This is a genomic window from Pseudomonas marginalis (assembly GCF_008692035.1).
GTDB lineage: Bacteria > Pseudomonadota > Gammaproteobacteria > Pseudomonadales > Pseudomonadaceae > Aquipseudomonas > Aquipseudomonas marginalis.
Genome location: NZ_VTFG01000002.1, coordinates 902,467 through 923,381, shown reverse-complemented (window position 1 = coordinate 923,381; position 20,915 = coordinate 902,467). Strand labels below are relative to the sequence as shown.

Below are 20,915 nucleotides of genomic sequence, written 5' to 3'. Positions count from 1 at the left end.
GAGAAGGAAAATTGATTGATGGCGGGGTGATGGCATTGCAAATGCGACAAGACATTTCCGACGCTGTGAGTGAACACATTACCCACCAATTATGAAGATCCAAATGTAGGAGCGAGCTTGCTCGCGAAGAACGTCAACGATAACGCGGAGATTCTGATTAACCGCAGTGCTCTTGCGTTCTTCGCGAGCAAGCTCGCTCCTACAATAAAGCGTTACGGCACTTGGGGGATCAGTGCTTGAACATCACATGCCGAACCGTGGTGTAGTCCTCCAAGCCATACATGGACATATCCTTGCCATACCCCGACAGTTTCTGACCACCGTGGGGCATTTCGCTGACAAGCATGAAATGGGTGTTTACCCAGGTGCAGCCGTACTGCAAGCGCGCGGCCAGGCGGTGGGCGCGTCCTACGTCGGTGGTCCATACCGACGACGCCAACCCGTAGTCCGAATCATTGGCCCAGCCCAGCACCTGCGCCTCATCGGTGAATTTGGTCACCGACACCACCGGCCCGAACACCTCGCGGCGCACGATCTCATCGTCCTGTTGCGCATCGGCGAGTACGGTCGGCTCAAAGAAGAAGCCATTGCCTTCCACTGCCTTGCCACCGGTGACCAGGCGGATATGCGGCTGCGCCACGGCGCGTTCGACAAACCCGGCAACCCGGTCGCGGTGTTGCGCAGTGATCAACGGGCCCAGCTCAGTGGCCGGGTCATCCTGCAAGCCGTATTTGATGCTGGCGACCGCCGCGCCGAGTTTCTCCACAAAGGCATCGTAGATGTCCGCCTGCGCATAAATCCGGCACGCTGCGGTACAGTCCTGCCCGGCGTTGTAGAAGCCGAAGGTACGAATGCCTTCCACCGCTGCATCGATATCCGCGTCGTTGAAGATGATCACGGGCGCCTTGCCGCCCAGCTCCATGTGCAGGCGCTTCACGCTGTCGGCGGTGCTGGAGATGATATTCGCGCCTGTGGCGATGGAGCCGGTCAGCGACACCATGCGCACTTTCGGGTGGTTCACCAGCGGACTGCCCACGGTAGGCCCACGGCCGAACACCAGGTTGAGTACTCCGGCCGGGAAAATCTCCGACGCCAACTCGACCATCCGCAACGCGGTCAGCGGGGTTTGCTCCGACGGCTTGAGCACCACGGTATTGCCCGCGGCCAGGGCCGGTGCGATTTTCCAGGCGACCATCATCAGCGGGTAGTTCCACGGCGCGATGGACGCGATCACGCCCACCGGGTCGCGACGGATCATCGAGGTGTGGCCGGGCAAGTATTCACCACCGGCCGAACCGCTCATGCATCGGCTGGCGCCGGCGAAGAAGCGGAACACGTCGGCAATTGCCGGGATCTCGTCGTTCAGCGCGGCGCTGTAGGGCTTGCCGCAGTTGTCCGATTCCAGCTTGGCCAGTTCTTCGCCGTGGGCTTCGATCACGTCGGCCAGTTTCAGCAGCAACAGCGAGCGATCCTTGGGCGCGGTCTGCGACCAGCCTTCGAAGGCCGCATCGGCGGCGCGCACGGCGGCGTCGACCTGGGCTTCGCTGGCTTCTTTGATTTCCACCAGCACGCGGCCCAGTGCCGGGTTGAAGATGGCCTGGGCCGGGCCTTCGCCTTGTACCAGTTGGCCGTTGATCAGCAGTTTGGTTTGCATGATTGAGTCCTCCAAAAAACGCGTGTTATTTCCCTGAAGAAACCGGATTTAAATGTGGGAGGGGGCTTGCCCCCGATGCCAGTGGTTCAGTGACAGCTGTGTTGGCTGTCACACCGCTATCGGGGGCAAGCCCCCTCCCACATTTGAACCGCGTTCCTTCAGTGGCCAAGTTATTTACCACCGCTCCCCGCCACGCTTTCACCACCGCGGGTCAGGTAATAGGCGCCCAGGATCGGGAACATCGTCACCAGCATCACCAGCATCGCGACCACGTTGGTCACCGGCACATCCCGTGGCCGGCTCAATTGGTTGAGCAACCACAGCGGCAACGTACGTTCGTGGCCGGCGGTGAAGGTGGTGACGATGATTTCGTCGAACGACAGCGCAAACGCCAGCATGCCGCCGGCCAGCAGCGCCGAGCCGAGGTTGGGCATGATGATGTAGCGGAAGGTCTGCCAGCCGTCGGCGCCCAGGTCCATGGAGGCTTCGATCAGGCTGTGGGACGTACGGCGCAGGCGGGCAATGACGTTGTTGTAGACGATCACCACGCAGAACGTCGCGTGGCCGACGATGATGGTGAACATCCCCGGCTCGATGCCTAATGTCTTGAACGTCGCCAGCAGCGCAATACCGGTGATGATCCCCGGCAGCGCAATCGGCAGGATCAACATCAGCGACACGCCTTGCTTGCCAAAGAACTCGCGGCGATACAGCGCCGCCGAGGCCAGGGTGCCCAGCACCATGGCAATCAGGGTGGCGATGGCGGCGATCTGCAACGACAGCTTGATCGCCTCCAACACGTCCGGCCGGGCGAAGGCCACGCTGAACCACTTCAGGGTAAAGCCCTGGGGCGGAAAGCTGAACGCGGCTTCTTCGGTGTTGAAGGCGTAGAGGAAGATGATCAGGATCGGGAAGTGAAGGAATACCAAACCGCCCCAGGCTGCGATCTTCAAGCCTAAGGATGATTTCTCAGAGTGCATCGAAGGCCCCCAGGCGTTTGACGATGGACAGGTAAACCGCGATCAGCACGATCGGCACCAGGGTGAACGCCGCGGCCATGGGCATATTGCCGATGGCGCCTTGCTGGGCGTAGACCATGCCGCCGACGAAGTAACCCGGCGGGCCCACCAGTTGCGGCACGATGAAATCGCCCAGGGTCAGCGAAAACGTGAAGATCGAACCGGCGGCAATCCCCGGCACCGACAGCGGCAGGATTACCTGCATGAAGGTCTGGCGCGGCTTCGCGCCGAGGTCGGCGGAGGCTTGCAGCAGCGACGGCGGCAAGCGCTCCAGGGACGCCTGGATCGGCAGGATCATGAAGGGCAGCCAGATATAGACGAACACCATGAAGCGCCCCAGGTGCGAGGTGCTCAAGGTGCTGCCGCCCACGCCGGGAATGCCCAGCACGAACTGCAATACCGGTTCCAGGCCCAGGTGCTGCACGAACCACTGCGCCACGCCGCCCTTGGCCAGCAGCAAGGTCCAGGCATACGCCTTGACGATGTAGCTGGCCCACATCGGCATCATCACCGCGATATAGAAGAACGCCTTGGTCTTGCCCGTGGTGTAGCGCGCCATGTAGTAGGCGATCGGGAAGGCGACGATGGCGCTGGCGATCGACACCACGATCGCCATGCCCAGGGTGCGCAGGATGATGTCGAAGTTCGACGGCTGGAACAGCGCGGCGAAGTTGGCCAGGGTCAGGTCCGGCGTGACCGCCATGGTGAAGTCGTCAAAGGTATAGAAGCCTTGCCACAGCAGGGTCAGCAACGAACCCAGGTAGATCGCGCCGAACCAGATCAGCGGCGGAACCAGCAGCATCGCCAGGTACAGGTTGGGCTTGCGGTACAGCAGGTTGGAAAACCTGCGCATCGGCGGTTGGGAAAGGGCCAGGCTCATGTCACACCTCGCCTGCGCGGTCAGTCAGCGGCGTCATGGCTTCTCGCGCCCAACGGGCGGTGATGGACTGGCCGACCTGATGGCCGCTGCTGATGTCCAGCCACTGGTTGTTGGCCTGGCTGATGTTCAGCGCCTGGCCGTTTTCCAGTTTCAGTTCATAGCGGGTGGCGCTGCCCTGGTACTGGATGTCGTGCAGCAGGCCGCTGATTTCCACTTCGCCGGCGCCCAGCGGGCCCTCGGCAAACCTTACGTGCTCCGGGCGAATCGAAAACGGCTGCGCACTGCCGCTGAGGCGCTGGGCCAACTCGCCGCGAATCACGTTGGAGGTGCCGACGAACTCGGCGACGAACGCGGTGGCCGGTTTCATGTACAGGTTGCGCGGGGTGTCGACCTGTTCGATACGGCCCTTGTTGAACACCGCCACACGGTCGGACATCGACAGCGCTTCGGTCTGGTCGTGGGTCACGAAGATAAAGGTGATGCCGAGCTGGCGCTGCAGCTTCTTCAGCTCGCTTTGCATCTGTTCGCGCAGCTTGAGGTCGAGGGCGCCCAACGGCTCGTCGAGCAGCAGCACGCGGGGGCGATTGACCAGGGCACGGGCCAGGGCTACCCGTTGGCGTTGGCCGCCGGAGAGCTGTACCGGCTTGCGCTCGCCGTAGCCATCGAGGGCGACCATCCCCAAGGCTTCTTCGGCGCGATTGAGGCGTTCGGTCTTGCCCACGCCTTTGACCTTGAGGCCATAGGCGACGTTGTCGCGCACGTTCATATGGGGGAACAGTGCGTAATCCTGGAATACCGTGTTTACGTCACGCTGATACGGCGGCAAGCCAGCGGCTTCCTCGCCATGAATGCGGATCGAGCCTGCGCTCGGCTGCTCGAAACCGGCGATCAGGCGCAGGCAGGTGGTCTTGCCCGAGCCGGATGGGCCGAGCATGGAAAAGAACTCGCCGTCCTGGATATCGATGGAAACCCGGTCAACGGCTTTCACTTCGCCGAACTGACGGGAAACGTGGGTGAATTGGACTGCAAGCGTCATGGTGCGGTGCTCCAAAAAGGCGCGGGTGGTCGCAGCGCCCGGCCTGGACTGCTGAAAAACAAAACATCCGTGAATGCGGTCGATGTGGGAGGGGGCAAGCCTCCTCCCACAGGGGATCTATGCCGTCTGCATGGTCTTAGCGGCCGCCCATGATCGCGATGTAGTCCTGGGTCCAGCGGCTGTACGGCACGAACTTGCCGCCCTCGGCCTGCGGGGTTTTCCAGAAGGCGATCTTGTCGAACTGGTCGAAGCCGTTGGTCTTGCAACCCTCGGCACCGAGCAGTTCGCTTTCCTTGCAGGCTGCGGGCACCGCTGGCAGCGAGCCGAACCAGGCGGCGACATCTCCCTGGACTTTGGGCTGCAGCGACCAGTCCATCCACTTGTAGGCGCAATTCGGGTGCTTGGCCTCGCTGTGCAACATGGTGGTGTCGGCCCAGCCGGTGGCGCCTTCCTTGGGAATGGTCGAAGCAATCGGCTGCTTCTCGTTCTGCAGGCCGTTGACCTGATACGGCCAGGCGCTGGAGGCCACCACGCCTTCGTTCTTGAAGTCGCTCATTTGCACGGTGGTGTCATGCCAGTAGCGGTGGATCAACGGCTGCTGCGCGCGCAACAGGTCGAGCACGGCCTTGTACTGGGTTTCGGTCAGTTCATAGGGGCTCTGGATCCCCAGTTCCGGCTGGGTGCTCTTGAGGTACAGCGCCGCATCGGCGATGTAGATCGGACCGTCATAGGCCTGCACACGACCTTTGTTCGGCTTGCCGTCCGGCAGGTTCTGCGCATCGAACAGCACGTTCCAGCTGGTGGGCGCGGTCTTGAACACGGTGGTGTTGTACATCAGCACGTTCGGCCCCCACTGGTACGGGGTGCCGTAGGTCTGCTGGCCCACCACGTACCACGGCGCATCCTTGAGGCGCGGGTCGATGTTCTTCCAGTTGGAGATCAACGCCGTGTTGATCGGCTGCACACGCTTGCCGACGATCAATCGCAGCGACGCATCCCCGGACGCGGTGACCAGGTCATAACCGCCCTTGGCCATCAAACTGACCATTTCGTCAGAGGTGGCGGCGGTTTTCACATTGACCTTGCAGCCTGTTTCCTTCTCGAAACCTGTGACCCAGTCGTAGGCCTTGTCGCTTTCACCACGTTCGATATAGCCGGGCCAGGCGACGATATCCAGCTGGCCTTCACCAGCGCCCACCGCCTTGAGCGGTTCGGCGGCCTGGATACTGACGCTGGCCAGCAGCGCGGTGGTCAAGGCACTGAGCAGTGCGGTCTTATGCGCAGACATGGGGATTCCCTCTTCTTTAATTATGGTCGGGGCAGTGTGTGAAGCCGTGACGCATGAGCTTAGTTGTTGTTTTAAAGATGCTGGCCGTGGCGGGCCATGATGTGGCGCACCACGCTGTAGTCCTGTAGCGAATCGCTGGACAGATCTTTCCCATACCCCGAGCGCTTCAAGCCGCCGTGGGGCATTTCGCTGACCAGCATGAAATGGCTGTTGATCCAGGTGCAGCCGTATTGCAGGCGCGCGGCGACCTGCATGGCCTTGTCCAGGTTCTGGGTCCAGACGGAGGAGGCCAGGCCGTATTCGGAATCGTTGGCCCAGTCCACCGCCTGTTCCAGTTCGTCGAAGCGGGTCACGGTGACCACCGGGCCGAACACTTCGCGCTGGACGATTTCATCGTTCTGCTTGCAACCGGCGAGCAGCGTCGGCTGGTAATAGAAGCCGGCCCCGGAATGCACGGCCGCGCCGGTGACCCGCTCGATATGCGGCTGGCCGAGGGCGCGCTCGACAAAGCTGGCCACGCGGTCGCGCTGGCGTGTGCTGATCAGCGGGCCGAGTTCGTTATCGGCATCGCGCTTGCCGGCGAAGCGCAGGCTGCTGACGGCTGCTCCCAGCTCGGCGACCAATTTGTCGTGGATGCCCGCCTGGGCGTAGATGCGGCATGCCGCCGTGCAGTCCTGGCCGGCATTGTAGTAACCGTAGGCACGCACGCCTTCGACCACGGCTTGCAGGTCGGCGTCGTTGCACACGATCACCGGCGCCTTGCCGCCCAATTCCAGGTGCGTGCGTTTGAGGGTCTTGGAGGCGGCCTGCAGGATTTTCTGGCCGGTGACGATGTCGCCGGTCAGCGAGACCATGCGCACCTTGGGGTGGCTGACCAGATGGCTGCCGACGCCTTCACCGCCACCGCACAGAATGTTGATGACCCCGCGTGGTAACACGTCCTTCAGGACCGGGGCCAATGCGAGGATCGACAGCGGCGTGTGTTCCGACGGCTTGAACACCAGGGTATTACCGGCCGCCAGCGCCGGGGCGATCTTCCACGCGGCCATCATCAGCGGGTAGTTCCACGGCGCAATCGAGGCCACCACGCCAATCGGATCGCGGCGCACCATGCTGGTGTAGCCCGGCAGGTATTCGCCGCTGAGCTGTCCGGTCTGGCAGCGCACGGCGCCGGCGAAGAAGCGGAACACATCTATGGTGGCGCTCAAGTCGTCCTGGCGCGCCAGGTGCAACGGCTTGCCGCAGTTCAGCGATTCCAGGCGGGCGAGGTAGTCGGCGTGTTTCTCGATGGCGTCGGCGATGCCCAGCAGGATGTTCGAGCGTTGTTGCGGCGTGGTCCGCGACCAGCCGGCAAAAGCGCGGTGCGCGGCGAGGATCGCACTTTCGACCTGCTCGGTGCTGGCTTCGGCGATCTGGGTGAGCACTTCGCCGGTGGCCGGGTTGAGGATCGGCTCGGCAACGCCCTGGCCCTGGACCAGTTCGCCGTCGATCAGCAACGCAGTAAGCAGCGGGGTGGGCGCGCCGGACATTTTTCGTGATCTCTTTTCTTGTGCGGTCATGGGCGTTCTCTTACAAGGCGCCGGACCTTCTCTTATGCATAGACAGAGACTAGAGGTCAGGCGCGAGGTCAACAAATACTAAATACTGAATGCAGCATTCGATTAAATAGATGGCTTGCGCGGGTGTGGTTGTTCCCGCGCAACGGTGAGGAACGGATCCACCAAGGCCGGTCGCGCGGTGCCCCGACGCCAGGCCAGGCCGACGTCCAGGGTCTGGCTGAGGTCGGCAATCGGCCGCGCTTCAATAATGTCGCCCTCCAGGGACCAGGGGCGGTAGGTCATGTCCGGTTGGATCGACACGCCCAGGCCCGCGGCCACCAGGCTGCGCACGGCCTCGGTGGAGGCGGTGCGCAGGGTCACGCGCGGTTGCAGGCCGGCAGCGGCCCACAGGCGCTGGGCGTTATGCCCCATTTCGTCGACGTTCAGCTGAATCAACGGCTCGTTTGCCACGTCGGCGAGGTTGATGCTGTCGTGCTCCAGGAGCGGGTGTTGCGCCGGCAGCCACAGGCGGTGGGGCGAGTGGGTGAGGACTTCGGTCTGCAGGGCGTGGCGATCTTCCAGGTTGGAGAGGATCAGCACGCCCACATCGATCTCGCCGCTGACCAGCAAATGCTCGATATACGGGCGTTCGTCTTCCATCACGCGGATCTCCACGTTGGGGTAGGCGCGCTGGAAGCGGGTGAGCAAATCCGCCAGGTAGTAGCCGGCGACCAGGCTGGTCACGCCGATGATCAATTGCCCGGCGACCTGGTCGGTGCTCTGTTGCAGGCTGCGCTTGGCATTGTCGACGGTGGCGAGGATCAAGTGCGCCTGGCGCAGGAACTGATGGCCCTGGTGCGTGAGGGTCATGCCCTTGGCGTGCCGGTTGAACAGGGTGACGCCGATTTCCTGCTCCAGTTGCTGGATCGCCAGGGTCAGGGTGGACTGGGAAATGAACGCGGTCTGCGCGGCGGCGGAGATCGATCCGGTCTCGGCCACGGCGATAAAATGCCGGATTTGACGCAAGGTCATCATGCTGGAATTACCAGTGGGGTGTTTTTATAGATTTGTCCGAGTGTATATCGGTTTTAGCGAACGGCAGTGGCGTTACATCTGGAAGCACTCTAGATCGCGGCTTTTTGGCACTTAGTTTTACGCTGAGGGCCTATTGGTCCATGAACCCTAGTGTCTGGAGGCTACGAATGAATACCCGTGGATTGCTCGATCAGTTGCTCAAGTCCGGCCAGGACATGTTGCAGAATAAAACCGGCGGCCAGCGCAAACAGGACGATAAAGGCGCCCTCGGCGGGCTGCTCGGCGGCGGCGGTCTGGGCAGCCTGCTCGGCGGTGCGGGCGGTGGCGCCCTAGCGGCGGGGGCGATGGGCCTGTTGCTGGGCAACAAGAAGGCGCGCAAGTTTGGCGGCAAGGCCCTGACCTACGGCGGGCTGGCCGCGTTGGGCGTGATTGCCTACAAAGCCTACGGCAACTGGCAAGCGAAGCAGGCCAACGCGCCTCAGGGCGAACCGCAAACCATCGATCGCCTGCCACCGGCCCAGGTCGAGCAGCACAGCCAGGGGATCCTCAAGGCATTGGTCGCCGCCGCCAAGGCCGACGGCCATGTGGATGAGCGCGAGCGCGCACTGATCGAAGGTGAATTCACCAAGCTGGACAACGACCGCGAACTGCAAAGCTGGCTGCACGCCGAGCTGAACAAGCCGCTGGACCCGGCCGACGTCGCCCGCGCCGCCGGCACCCCGGAAATGGCCGCCGAGATGTACATCGCCAGCGTGATGCTGGTGGACGAGGAGAACTTTATGGAAAAGGCGTATCTGGACGAATTGGCCCGCCAACTCAAGCTCGAGCCGGGCTTGAAGCTGGAACTGGAAAAGCAGGTACGGCTTAACCAGTAACCAACGGGGCCGGGCAAATCCAACCTGTGGGAGGGGGCTTGCTCCCGATAGCGGTGGTCCAGTTCGAATCTCTGCAACTGACCCACGGCAATCGGGAGCAAGCCCCCTCCCACAGGTGTTTTTGCAATGTGTGTGTGCCACATCGAAACCCATTGATAAATGAGGGCTTCTGCTCAGCTATACTCCCCTCCATTTGAATGGCCCTTCGAGGAAACACTGTGAAGAATTGGACCTTGCGCCAGCGGATTTTGGCGAGCTTTGCGGTCATTATCGCGATCATGCTGCTGATGGTTGTGGTGTCCTACTCACGGTTGCTGAAGATTGAAGCCAGCCAGGAATCGGTGCGTGACGACGCGGTGCCGGGGGTTTACCTCAGTTCGATGATCCGTAGCGCATGGGTCGACAGTTATTTGCAGACCATCGATATCATTGGCCTGCGCGAGGATAAAACCTTCACCAATAGCGATAAATCGGACTACAAGGCCTTCGAATCGCGTATCGAACAGCAGATGGCCAATTACGAAAAAACCGTGCATAGCCAGGCCGATCGCATGGAGTTCGACAACTTCAAGGCCGCCCACATCAATTACAACAAGGTCCTGGCCCAGGTACTCGATCGCGTCGAAGCCAATGACCTGCCGGCCGCGCGCGAGCTCTTGGAAGAGCAATTGACGCCGATCTGGACCGAAGGGCGCATGAAGCTCAATGACATCATCACGGAAAACAAGGCCGTGTCCGACAACGCGACGGCCGCCATTGACGACGCCGTTGCCTCGGCCAAGGTCAGCATGTTCCTGTCGCTGGCCGTGGCGATCCTCGCTGCCGGCCTGTGTGGCCTGCTGCTGATGCGCGCGATCATGGCGCCGATGCAGCGTATCGTCGAGATCCTCGAGACCATGCGTACCGGTGACCTGAGCAAACGCTTGAACCTGGAGCGCAAGGACGAGTTCGGCGCGGTGGAAACCGGCTTCAACGACATGATGACCGAGCTTACGGCCCTGGTGTCCCAGGCCCAGCGCTCTTCGGTGCAGGTCACCACCTCGGTCACCGAGATTGCCGCCACCTCCAAGCAGCAACAGGCCACTGCCACTGAAACCGCGGCCACTACTACTGAGATCGGTGCCACTTCGCGGGAGATCGCTGCCACTTCCAAGGATCTGGTCCGCACCATGACCGAAGTGTCCACCGCCGCCGACCAGGCCTCGGTGGCCGCCGGTTCCGGCCAGCAAGGTCTGGCGCGCATGGAAGAAACCATGCACTCGGTGATGGGCGCCGCCGACCTGGTGAACGCCAAGCTGGCGATCCTCAATGAGAAGGCCGGCAACATCAACCAGGTGGTGGTGACCATCGTCAAGGTCGCCGACCAGACCAACCTGCTGTCCCTGAATGCCGCCATCGAGGCCGAAAAGGCCGGTGAGTACGGGCGCGGTTTTGCCGTGGTGGCCACCGAAGTGCGGCGCCTGGCCGACCAGACCGCCGTGGCCACCTATGACATCGAGCAGATGGTGCGTGAAATCCAGTCAGCGGTTTCGGCGGGCGTGATGGGCATGGACAAGTTCTCCGAAGAAGTCCGTCGAGGCATGTTCGAAGTGCAGCAAGTAGGCGAGCAGCTGTCGCAGATCATCCATCAGGTACAGGCCCTGGCGCCGCGGGTGTTGATGGTCAACGAAGGCATGCAGGCCCAGGCCACCGGCGCCGAGCAGATCAACCATGCCCTGGTGCAACTGGGCGATGCCAGCAGCCAGACGGTGGAGTCCCTGCGCCAGGCCAGCTTTGCCATCGATGAACTGAGCCAGGTTGCGGTGGGTCTGCGCAGCGGCGTGTCGCGTTTCAAAGTCTGATGAGCGACCTTGCGGCTAAACGCGGCGCCGTTCCGGCAGCGAAAAAAGCCTTGTTCCTGGTGTTTCACATCGGCAGCGAACGCTTTGCGCTCAAGGCCACGGAGGTGGCCGAGGTGTTGCCACGCCTGCCGCTCAAGCCTATCGCCCATGCGCCACTGTGGGTGGCGGGCATCTTTGCCCATCGCGGGGCGTTGGTACCGGTCATCGACCTGAGTGCGCTGACCTTCGGCACAGCGGCCCAGGCGCGTACGAGTACGCGCCTGGTGCTGGTCAATTACCAGCCGCACACCTGGGTCGAATCGCGCTGGCTCGGGCTGATCCTCGAGCAGGCCACGGACACCCTGCGGTGCGACCCGGCGGAATTCCAGCCTTACGGCCTGGATAACCGCCAGGCGCGGTACCTGGGGCCGGTGCGGGAGGATGCCCTGGGCCTGATGCAGTGGATTGGCGTGAATGACGTGCTCACCGACGATGTGCGCGCCTTGTTGTTTTCTGCCGAGCTGAGCCTATGAGCAACGACCCGCGTTTCTTTGCCTTCTTGAAAGAACGTATCGGCCTGGATGTCGCGTCGGTCGGCGAGGCCATCATCGAGCGTGCCGTGCGCCAGCGCAGCCAGGCCGTGCAGGCGCAAACGCCAGGGCAGTACTGGCAGCACCTGCAAAGCTCCGAGGACGAGCAACAAGCGCTGATCGAAGCCGTGATCGTCCCCGAGACCTGGTTTTTCCGTTACCCCGAATCCTTTGCGACCCTGGCCCGACTGGCGCTTGCACGCCTGGCCGAGATCAAGCAGATGCGCGCCCTGCGCATTCTCAGCCTGCCGTGTTCCACCGGCGAAGAACCCTATTCCATTGCCATGGCCTTGCTGGATGCCGGGTTGGCGCCGCACCAGTTCAAGGTCCTGGGCCTGGATGTCAGCCCGCTGTCGGTGGAGCGCGCCCGGCGTGGGGTGTATGGCAAGAACTCGTTTCGCGGTGGCGATATTGCCTTTCGCGACCGCCACTTCACGGAATACGGCGACGGGTTCCACATTGCCGACCGCGTGCGCGAACAGGTGCGCCTGCAAGTCGGCAACCTGCTCGACCCGACGCTGCTGGCGAACGAGGCGAGCTACGATTTCGTGTTTTGCCGCAACCTGCTGATCTACTTTGACCAGCCGACCCAGAAGCAAGTCTTCGATGTGCTCAAGGGCCTGACCCATGTGGACGGCGTGCTGTTTATCGGTCCCGCCGAGGGCAGCTTGCTGGGGCGCCACGGCATGCGCTCGATTGGGGTGCCGCAGTCATTTGCCTTCAGCCGGCAGGCCGAACCGGTGAAGCCTGAGCCGGTATTCGTGCCCATGCCGACGCCACCGCGCAGCGCCGCGCCGGTCCCGGTCAAGCCGCGACCGTTCAGCACGGCCAGCAACCAGGCGGGGCCGATCAAGGCGCCGCCCTCCGATGCGGGCACCTTGCTCAGCCGCATCGCCAGCCTGGCCAACGAAGGTAAAAGTGCCGAGGCCCGCGCCGCCTGTGAGCAGTATCTGAACAGTCACCCGCCGGCCGCCCAGGTGTTCTACTGGCTGGGGTTGCTCAGCGACGTGGCCGGCAGCGCCCTGGAAGCCCAGGGGTTTTATCGAAAAGCCTTGTACCTGGAACCCCAGCATCCGCAGGCCTTGATGCACCTGGCCGCCTTGCTCGAGTCCCAGGGCGACAGTGCGGGGGCGCGCCGTTTACAGGCGCGGGCCGCCCGCAGCGAGCGAGCAGACAGTGAGTCCAAACGATGAGTAGCACCGAGGCGCTCAACACCGCAGGCCTGGACTTGACCCTGGCCGACACCCAAGCCATCGACGACTGCTGGAACCGTATCGGTATCCATGGCGACAAGTCATGCCCGCTGCTGGTGGAGCATATCCACTGCCGCAACTGTTCGGTGTACTCGGCTGCCGCCACGCGCTTGCTGGACCGCTATGCCTTGCAGCAGGACGACCGTCGTCCGGTGGCGGCTGCCGAGGTTGACGAAAAGATCATCACCCGCTCGCTGTTGGTGTTCCGCCTCGGCGAGGAATGGCTGGGCATCGCCACCCGCTGCCTGGTGGAGGTGGCGCCGTTGCAACCGATTCATTCGCTGCCGCACCAGCGCTCCCGTGCCTTGCTCGGTGTGGCCAATGTGCGTGGCGCGCTGGTGGCGTGCCTGTCGCTGGTGGAGTTGCTTGGCCTGGAAACAACCCATCAGGGCGCCAGCGGTGGGCGGATCATGCCGCGCATGCTGATCATCGCCGCGCAGGATGGCCCGGTGGTGGTGCCGGTGCACGAAGTGGATGGCATCCATGCCATCGATGAGCGCACCCTGAAGGCGGCGTCGGCCTCGGGTACCCAGGCCAGCGCGCGCTACACCCAGGGTGTGTTGCAGTGGAAAGGCCGTAGCCTGCGGTGGCTGGACGAGGCGCAATTGTTGTCCGCCGTGACCCGGAGCCTCACATGACCCCCGACCAGATGCGCGACGCCTCGCTGCTGGAGCTGTTCAGCCTGGAAGCCGATGCCCAGACCCAGGTGCTGAGCGCGGGCCTGCTGGCCCTTGAGCGCAACCCTACCCAGGCCGACCAGCTTGAAGCCTGCATGCGTGCCGCGCACTCGCTCAAGGGCGCGGCGCGCATCGTTGGGGTGGACGCCGGGGTCAGCGTGGCCCACGTCATGGAGGATTGCCTGGTCAGCGCCCAGGAACGCCGCCTGTACCTGCAACCCGAACATATCGACGCCTTGCTGCAAGGCACCGACCTGCTGATGCGTATCGCCACCCCTGGCAACGATGTCGGCACGGCGGACATCGACGCCTATGTGGCGTTGATGGAGCGCCTGCTGGATCCATCCCAGCCCAGTGCCTACGTCGTGCCGCTGCCCGCTGCGCCTGAGCCCGCCCCGGCGCCGCTTATCGAAGAGCTGCCGCCGGAGCCCGAGCCCGCACCGCCCGTCGCCAGCGATCCGCCGCGTCAGGGCCGGCGCATGACTGAAGGTGGCGAACGTGTATTACGCGTGACCGCCGAGCGCTTGAACAGCCTGTTGGACCTCTCGAGCAAGTCCCTGGTGGAAACCCAGCGGTTCAAGCCCTACCTGGCCAGCATGCAGCGTCTCAAACGGATTCAAAGCCAGAGCGTACGCGCCCTGGATACCCTGGATGGCCAGCTCAAGACCCTGGGCTTGAGCCTCGAAGCCGAGGAAGCCCTGGCCGATACCCGCCGCCTGTTGAGCGAAGCCCAGGCGCTGCTGGCGGAAAAGACCGCCGAGCTGGATGAGTTTGGCTGGCAGGCCGGCCAGCGTGCCCAGGTGCTCTACGACACTGCGTTGGCGTGTCGCATGCGCCCGTTTGCCGATGTGCTGGCCGGGCAGGTGCGTATGGTGCGCGACCTCGGCCGCAGCCTGGGCAAGCAAGTGCGCCTGGAGATCGAGGGGGAAAAGACCCAGGTCGATCGCGACGTGCTGGAAAAGCTCGAAGCGCCACTCACCCATCTATTGCGCAATGCCGTCGACCACGGCATCGAAATGCCCGAGCAACGCCTGCTGGCAGGCAAACCCGCCGAAGGCCTGATCCGCCTGCGCGCGTCCCATCAGGCCGGCCTGCTGGTGCTGGAGCTGAGTGACGACGGCAATGGCGTCGACCTGGAGCGCCTGCGCGGCACCATCGTCGATCGGCATCTTTCAACCTGGGAGACGGCCCTGAACCTGAGTGAAGAGGAGCTGCTGACGTTCCTGTTCCTGCCGGGGTTCAGCCTGCGCGACAAGGTCACCGAAGTGTCCGGGCGCGGTGTCGGACTGGATGCGGTGCAGCATATGGTCCGCCAACTGCGCGGCGCGGTGGTGCTGGAGCAGACGGCAGGGCAGGGCAGCCGCTTCCACCTGGAGGTGCCGCTGACTCTGTCGGTGGTGCGCAGCCTGGTGGTGGAAGTCGGCGAGGAAGCCTATGCGTTCCCGCTGGCGCATATCGAGCGCATGTGCGACCTGGCCCCCGACGACATTGTGCAGTTGGAAGGCCGCCAGCATTTCTGGCACGAAGGTCGGCATGTGGGCCTGGTCGCCGCCAGCCAGTTGTTGCAGCGCCCATCGGGGCAGAGCAATGACGAAACCTTGAAGGTGGTGGTGATCCGCGAGCGCGATGCGGTTTACGGGATTGCGGTGGAACGCTTTATCGGCGAACGCACCCTGGTGGTGCTGCCGCTGGATGATCGCCTGGGCAAGGTCCAGGATATTTCCGCCGGTGCCTTGCTGGACGACGGCTCGGTGGTATTGATCGTCGATGTGGAAGATATGCTGCGCTCGGTGGACAAGCTGCTCAACACCGGGCGCCTGGAACGCATCGCCCGGCGCAGCCAGCAGGCCACCGAGGCACCGCGCAAGCGGGTACTGGTGGTGGACGACTCGCTCACTGTGCGGGAGTTGCAACGCAAACTGCTGCTCAATCGCGGGTACGAAGTGGCCGTCGCGGTCGACGGCATGGACGGCTGGAACGCCTTGCGCTCCGAAGACTTCGACCTGCTTATCACTGATATCGATATGCCTCGTATGGACGGTATTGAATTGGTCACACTCCTGCGCCGTGACAGTCGCCTGCAATCGTTGCCGGTGATGGTGGTGTCGTACAAAGACCGTGAGGAAGACCGCCGTCGCGGCCTGGATGCTGGGGCCGATTATTATCTGGCCAAGGCCAGCTTCCACGATGACGCGCTGCTGGATGCCGTGGTGGAGCTGATCGGAGGCGCGCGCTCATGAGGATTGCGATCGTCAATGACATGCCCCTGGCCGTGGAGGCCCTGCGCCGTGCCTTGAGCTTCGAGCCCCTGCACCAGGTGGTGTGGGTGGCCAGCAATGGCCTGGAGGCGGTGCAGCGCTGCGCCGAATTGACCCCGGACCTGATCCTGATGGACCTGATCATGCCGGTGATGGACGGCGTGGAGGCCACGCGGCAGATCATGGCCGAGACCCCGTGCGCGATCCTGCTGGTGACCGTCGACCGCCAGGCCAATGTGAGCCGGGTGTTCGAAGCCATGGGCCACGGCGCCCTGGATGTGGTGGACACGCCGGCGCTCGGCGTGGGCAACCCCAAGGATGCGGCGGCGCCGTTGCTGCGCAAGATCCTCAACATCGGCTGGCTGATCGGCCAGCGCGGCAGCCGTGTGCGCGCCGAAACCACGCCGGAGCGCAGCACCGGCAAACGCCAGAGCCTGGTGGCGATCGGTTCTTCGGCGGGTGGCCCGGCTGCCCTGGAAACCCTGCTCAAGGGGTTGCCCCGGGACTTTGCCGCCGCCATTGTGCTGGTGCAGCACGTGGACCAGGTCTTCGCCGCCGGCATGGCCGAGTGGCTGAGCAGCGCTTCCGGCCTGCCGGTACGCCTGGCCCGCGAAGGCGAACCGCCGCAAAGCGGGGTGGTGCTGCTGGCCGGCACCAATCACCACATTCGTTTATTGAAGAATGGCACGCTAGCCTATACCGCAGAGCCGGTGAACGAGATTTACCGGCCTTCCATCGATGTGTTTTTCGAAAGCGTGGCCAGCCACTGGAATGGCGATGCCGTCGGCGTACTGCTGACCGGTATGGGCCGTGATGGGGCCCAGGGGCTCAAGCTAATGCGTGAACAAGGTTATTTGACCATCGCCCAGGATCAGCAAAGCTCGGCGGTGTATGGCATGCCCAAAGCGGCGGCGGCGATTGATGCTGCTGTTGAAATTCGCCCACTGGATAGAATTGCGCCCCGATTGCTGGAGGTATTTGCAAAATGATCCACACCTCCCGCGGCTGGCTTGCAGGTAGTAATTCAGGTGACTGCACATGAATGATTTACAGATCGACGACATCAAGACCGACGAAAACGCCGCCATGGTGTTGCTGGTCGACGACCAGGCCATGATCGGCGAAGCCGTCCGGCGTGGCCTGGCCCACGAAGAAAACATCGACTTCCACTTCTGTGCCGACCCGCACCAGGCGATTGCCCAGGCCATCCGCATCAAACCCACGGTGATCCTGCAGGACCTGGTGATGCCCGGCCTCGACGGCCTGACCCTGGTACGCGAATACCGCAACCACCCGGCCACGCAGAACATCCCGATCATCGTGCTTTCCACCAAGGAAGACCCGCTGATCAAGAGTGCGGCGTTCTCGGCGGGGGCCAACGATTACCTGGTCAAGCTGCCGGACAACATCGAACTGGTGGCGCGCATCCGCTATCACTCGCGCTCCTACATGACCCTGTTGCAGCGCGATGCCGCCTACCGTGCGCTGCGGGTCAGCCAGCAACAGCTGCTGGACACCAACCTGGTGCTGCAACGGCTGATGAACTCCGATGGCCTGACCGGGCTGTCCAACCGCCGCCACTTCGACGAATACCTGGAGCTGGAATGGCGCCGCGCCATGCGTGACCAGACCCAGTTGTCATTGCTGATGATCGACGTGGATTTCTTCAAGACCTACAACGACAGCTTCGGCCACGTCGAGGGTGACGAAGCCCTGCGCAAAGTGGCCAACACCATCCGCGAAGCCAGCAGCCGCCCCTCGGACCTGCCGGCGCGCTACGGTGGCGAAGAGTTTGCCCTGGTATTGCCGAACACCTCGCCGGGTGGGGCACGCCTGGTGGCGGAAAAGCTGCGCATGGCCGTCGCCGCGCTGAAGATCCCGCACATCGCGCCGGCGGAAGGCTCGAGCCTGACCATCAGCATCGGCCTGTCGACCATGACGCCGGTGCAGGGTACCGATTGCCGCCGGTTGATCATGGCGGCGGACAAGGGCTTGTATACGGCCAAGCACAACGGGCGCAATCAGGTCGGTATCGAGTGACTCGAGGCCGCAGCAGATCAAAAGGTGGGAAGGGGCTTGCCCCCTCCCACATTTAACCCTGCGTAGTCTGCCTTTTCGCCAAGCGGGCTGCCGTTAGTCCCCGTTTGCCGTTATACTCGCCGGCTTTCAAAAGTTCGCCAACGAGTGCTGCCCGCCATGGAAATCAACCCGATCCTTAACACCATCAAGGACCTGTCCGAGCGCTCCGAAACTATTCGGGGGTATCTTTGACTACGATCAAAAGCATGAGCGTCTGACCGAAGTCAATCGCGAGCTTGAAGATCCGAGTGTCTGGAACAAACCTGAATACGCCCAGGAGCTGGGACGCGAGCGCGCTGCGCTGGCGCAGATCGTCGACACCCTCGATGAACTGAACACCGGCCTGGCCGATTGCCGCGACCTGCTGGACATGGCCGTCGAAGAAAACGACGAAGGCGCAGTGGGCGATGTCGTCGCCGAGCTGGCCCGTCTCGAGGAAAACCTCGCCAAGCTTGAATTCCGTCGCATGTTCAGTCACGAAATGGACCCGAACAACGCCTACCTGGACATCCAGGCCGGTTCCGGCGGCACCGAAGCCCAGGACTGGGCCAACATCCTGCTGCGCATGTACCTGCGCTGGGCCGACAAGCGCGGCTTCGACGCCACCATCATGGAACTGTCGGCCGGTGAAGTCGCCGGCATCAAGGGCGCGACCGTGCACATCAAGGGTGAATACGCCTTTGGCTGGCTGCGTACCGAGATCGGCGTGCACCGCCTGGTGCGCAAGAGCCCGTTCGACTCCGGCAACCGTCGCCACACCTCGTTCTCTGCGGTGTTCGTCTCGCCCGAGATCGATGACAAGGTGGAAATCGAGATCAACCCGGCCGACCTGCGTATCGACACCTACCGCTCCTCCGGTGCCGGTGGCCAGCACGTAAACACCACCGACTCGGCCGTACGTATTACCCACGTACCGACCAACACCGTGGTGAGCTGCCAGAACGAACGTTCCCAGCACGCGAACAAGGACACCGCCATGAAAATGCTGCGGGCCAAGTTGTACGAGCAGGAAATGCAGAAGCGCAACGCCGCTTCCCAGGCCCTGGAAGACACCAAGTCGGATATCGGTTGGGGTCACCAGATCCGCTCTTATGTGCTCGATGCCTCGCGGATCAAGGATCTGCGCACTAACATCGAACGCAGCGACTGCGACAAGGTGCTCGACGGTGACATCGACGAATACCTGGAAGCCAGCCTGAAATCTGGCCTGTAACCCCTTGTAGGAACCGGAGGGACGCCCAGTCCTTGCCGGCGATCCCCGGCCGCAGGCCGGGGACCACGAACCTGATGGAAAATTTAAAGACATGAGCGACCAACAACTCGACCCGCAAGCCCTGCAACAGGAAGAAAACTCCCTGATCGCCCTGCGCAAGGAAAAGCTGGCTGCCGAGCGCGCCAAGGGCAATGCCTTCCCCAACGACTTCCGTCGCGACAACTACTGCGATGCCTTGCAGAAGCAGTACGCGGACAAGACCAAGGAAGAGCTGGCTGAAGCGGCGATCCCGGTCAAGGTGGCAGGTCGCATCATGCTCAACCGTGGCTCGTTCATGGTGATCCAGGACATGACCGGGCGTATCCAGGTCTACGTCAACCGCAAGACCCTGTCCGAAGAAACCCTGGCCTCGGTGAAAACCTGGGACATGGGCGACATCATCGCCGCCGAAGGCACCCTGGCCCGTTCCGGCAAGGGCGACCTGTACGTGGAAATGACCAGCGTGCGCCTGCTGACCAAGTCCCTGCGCCCGTTGCCGGACAAGCACCACGGCCTGACCGACACCGAGCAACGTTACCGCCAGCGCTACGTTGACCTGATCGTCAACGAAGACGTGCGCCAGACCTTCCGCGTGCGTTCGCAGGTCATCGCGCACATCCGCAGCTTCCTGATGCAGCGTGACTTCCTGGAAGTGGAAACCCCGATGCTGCAGACCATCCCGGGGGGCGCCGCAGCCAAGCCGTTCGAAACCCACCACAACGCACTGGACCTGGAAATGTTCCTGCGTATCGCGCCTGAGTTGTACCTCAAGCGTCTTGTGGTCGGTGGCTTCGAGAAGGTGTTCGAGATCAACCGCAACTTCCGTAACGAAGGCGTCTCGACCCGGCACAACCCGGAATTCACCATGTTGGAGTTCTACCAGGCCTACGCCGACTACGAAGACAACATGGACCTGACCGAAGAACTGTTCCGCGAGCTGGCGCAACTGGTCCTGGGCAGCACCGACGTGCCGTACGGCGACAAGGTGTTCCACTTCGGCGAGCCGTTCGTGCGTCTCTCGGTATTCGACTCGATCCTCAAGTACAACCCTGAGCTGACCGCCGACGACCTCAACGACATCGACAAGGCCCGCGCCATCGCCAAGAAAGCCGGCGCCAAGGTGCTGGGCTTCGAAGGCCTGGGCAAACTGCAGGTGATGATTTTCGAAGAGCTGGTGGAGCACAAGCTGGAACAGCCGCACTTCATTACCCAGTACCCGTTCGAAGTGTCGCCGCTGGCCCGTCGCAACGACGACAACCCGAACGTCACCGACCGTTTCGAGCTGTTCATCGGCGGTCGCGAAATCGCCAACGCCTACTCCGAGCTTAACGACGCGGAAGACCAGGCCGAGCGCTTCATGGCCCAGGTGGCCGACAAGGACGCCGGCGATGACGAAGCCATGCACTACGATGCCGACTTCGTACGTGCCCTGGAATACGGCATGCCGCCAACGGCCGGTGAAGGTATCGGCATCGACCGCCTGGTGATGTTGTTGACCAACTCGCCGTCGATCCGCGATGTGATCTTGTTCCCGCACATGCGGCCACAAGCGTAAGCGTAGCGAAATCCGAAGCCGCCTTTTATAAGGCGGCTTTTTTATGTGGCGTTTTTAAGCGTCAAGCAAACAGCGCCAGGTTTTGATCTATTCAAGGATGTGTGTC

General features: G+C 62.7%; 17 protein-coding genes. 10 read left to right on the top strand and 7 right to left on the bottom strand.

All coding sequences use genetic code 11. The annotated features are described in order from the left end of the window. Positions 1-229 precede the first annotated feature (229 nt). The 7 genes from FX984_RS24335 to FX984_RS24305 form a co-directional block, all read right to left on the bottom strand. Complete coding sequence (locus tag FX984_RS24335) at positions 230-1,654, bottom strand: gamma-aminobutyraldehyde dehydrogenase (protein ID WP_146475841.1); 1,425 nt, start codon at positions 1,652-1,654, stop codon at positions 230-232. 170 nt (positions 1,655-1,824) lie between these two features. After that, on the bottom strand, positions 1,825-2,634 hold the full coding sequence (locus FX984_RS24330) for an ABC transporter permease (protein WP_025856826.1): 810 nt from the start codon (positions 2,632-2,634) through the stop codon (positions 1,825-1,827). Beyond that, the gene (locus tag FX984_RS24325) at positions 2,624-3,553 is read right to left on the bottom strand and encodes an ABC transporter permease (protein WP_027604529.1); all 930 of its coding nucleotides are present in this window, start codon (positions 3,551-3,553) and stop codon (positions 2,624-2,626) included. The genes FX984_RS24330 and FX984_RS24325 overlap by 11 nt, the downstream gene beginning before the upstream one ends. A gap of 1 nt (position 3,554) precedes the next feature. Next, positions 3,555-4,589: an ABC transporter ATP-binding protein gene (locus tag FX984_RS24320; protein ID WP_027604528.1), complete on the bottom strand. Its 1,035-nt coding sequence runs from the start codon at positions 4,587-4,589 to the stop codon at positions 3,555-3,557. A 136-nt stretch (positions 4,590-4,725) separates the two neighbouring features. Continuing rightward, positions 4,726-5,877, bottom strand: coding sequence for a putative ABC transporter substrate-binding protein YdcS (gene ydcS / locus FX984_RS24315; RefSeq protein ID WP_146475839.1), 1,152 nt, complete (start codon positions 5,875-5,877; stop codon positions 4,726-4,728). A 71-nt stretch (positions 5,878-5,948) separates the two neighbouring features. Beyond that, on the bottom strand, positions 5,949-7,406 hold the full coding sequence (locus FX984_RS24310) for a gamma-aminobutyraldehyde dehydrogenase (RefSeq protein ID WP_065926495.1): 1,458 nt from the start codon (positions 7,404-7,406) through the stop codon (positions 5,949-5,951). A gap of 132 nt (positions 7,407-7,538) precedes the next feature. Continuing rightward, entirely contained in the window at positions 7,539-8,450 is a 912-nt protein-coding gene (locus tag FX984_RS24305; protein ID WP_027604525.1) for a LysR family transcriptional regulator, read from the bottom strand. A 167-nt stretch (positions 8,451-8,617) separates the two neighbouring features. Between FX984_RS24305 and FX984_RS24300 the strand changes: the two genes are divergently transcribed. The 10 genes from FX984_RS24300 (at position 8,618) to lysS (ending at position 20,809) form a co-directional block, all read left to right on the top strand. Continuing rightward, positions 8,618-9,325, top strand: a complete 708-nt coding sequence (locus tag FX984_RS24300) for a tellurite resistance TerB family protein (RefSeq protein WP_065938734.1) — start codon at positions 8,618-8,620, stop codon at positions 9,323-9,325. A 218-nt stretch (positions 9,326-9,543) separates the two neighbouring features. Next, on the top strand, positions 9,544-11,166 hold the full coding sequence (locus FX984_RS24295) for a methyl-accepting chemotaxis protein (protein WP_027604523.1): 1,623 nt from the start codon (positions 9,544-9,546) through the stop codon (positions 11,164-11,166). After that, the gene (locus FX984_RS24290) at positions 11,166-11,678 is read left to right on the top strand and encodes a chemotaxis protein CheW (RefSeq protein ID WP_027604522.1); all 513 of its coding nucleotides are present in this window, start codon (positions 11,166-11,168) and stop codon (positions 11,676-11,678) included. The genes FX984_RS24295 and FX984_RS24290 overlap by 1 nt, the downstream gene beginning before the upstream one ends. After that, entirely contained in the window at positions 11,675-12,928 is a 1,254-nt protein-coding gene (locus FX984_RS24285; RefSeq protein ID WP_027604521.1) for a CheR family methyltransferase, read from the top strand. The genes FX984_RS24290 and FX984_RS24285 overlap by 4 nt, the downstream gene beginning before the upstream one ends. Further along, positions 12,925-13,626 (top strand): chemotaxis protein CheW, encoded by a 702-nt coding sequence (locus FX984_RS24280; RefSeq protein WP_092356412.1) that lies wholly within the window; start codon positions 12,925-12,927, stop codon positions 13,624-13,626. The genes FX984_RS24285 and FX984_RS24280 overlap by 4 nt, the downstream gene beginning before the upstream one ends. Beyond that, a complete protein-coding gene (locus tag FX984_RS24275; protein ID WP_027604519.1) occupies positions 13,623-15,905 on the top strand; it encodes a hybrid sensor histidine kinase/response regulator in 2,283 nt (760 codons plus the stop codon). The genes FX984_RS24280 and FX984_RS24275 overlap by 4 nt, the downstream gene beginning before the upstream one ends. Then, positions 15,902-16,912 carry a chemotaxis response regulator protein-glutamate methylesterase gene (gene cheB, locus FX984_RS24270; protein WP_027604518.1) on the top strand — a complete coding sequence of 337 codons (1,011 nt, stop codon included), beginning with the start codon at positions 15,902-15,904 and terminating at the stop codon, positions 16,910-16,912. Before FX984_RS24275 ends, cheB begins: the two co-directional genes overlap by 4 nt. 49 nt (positions 16,913-16,961) lie before the next feature. Then, a complete protein-coding gene (locus FX984_RS24265) occupies positions 16,962-17,963 on the top strand; it encodes a response regulator (protein WP_027604517.1) in 1,002 nt (333 codons plus the stop codon). A 156-nt stretch (positions 17,964-18,119) separates the two neighbouring features. After that, positions 18,120-19,215 (top strand): peptide chain release factor 2 gene (prfB, locus tag FX984_RS24260; protein WP_098465888.1). Its coding sequence is split into 2 segments (ribosomal slippage): positions 18,120-18,191 and positions 18,193-19,215, totalling 1,095 coding nucleotides; the frame shifts between segments, so codons are not numbered across the junction. Between the two features lie 91 nt (positions 19,216-19,306). After that, on the top strand, positions 19,307-20,809 hold the full coding sequence (lysS, locus tag FX984_RS24255; RefSeq protein WP_027604516.1) for a lysine--tRNA ligase: 1,503 nt from the start codon (positions 19,307-19,309) through the stop codon (positions 20,807-20,809). Positions 20,810-20,915: the final 106 nt, after the last annotated feature.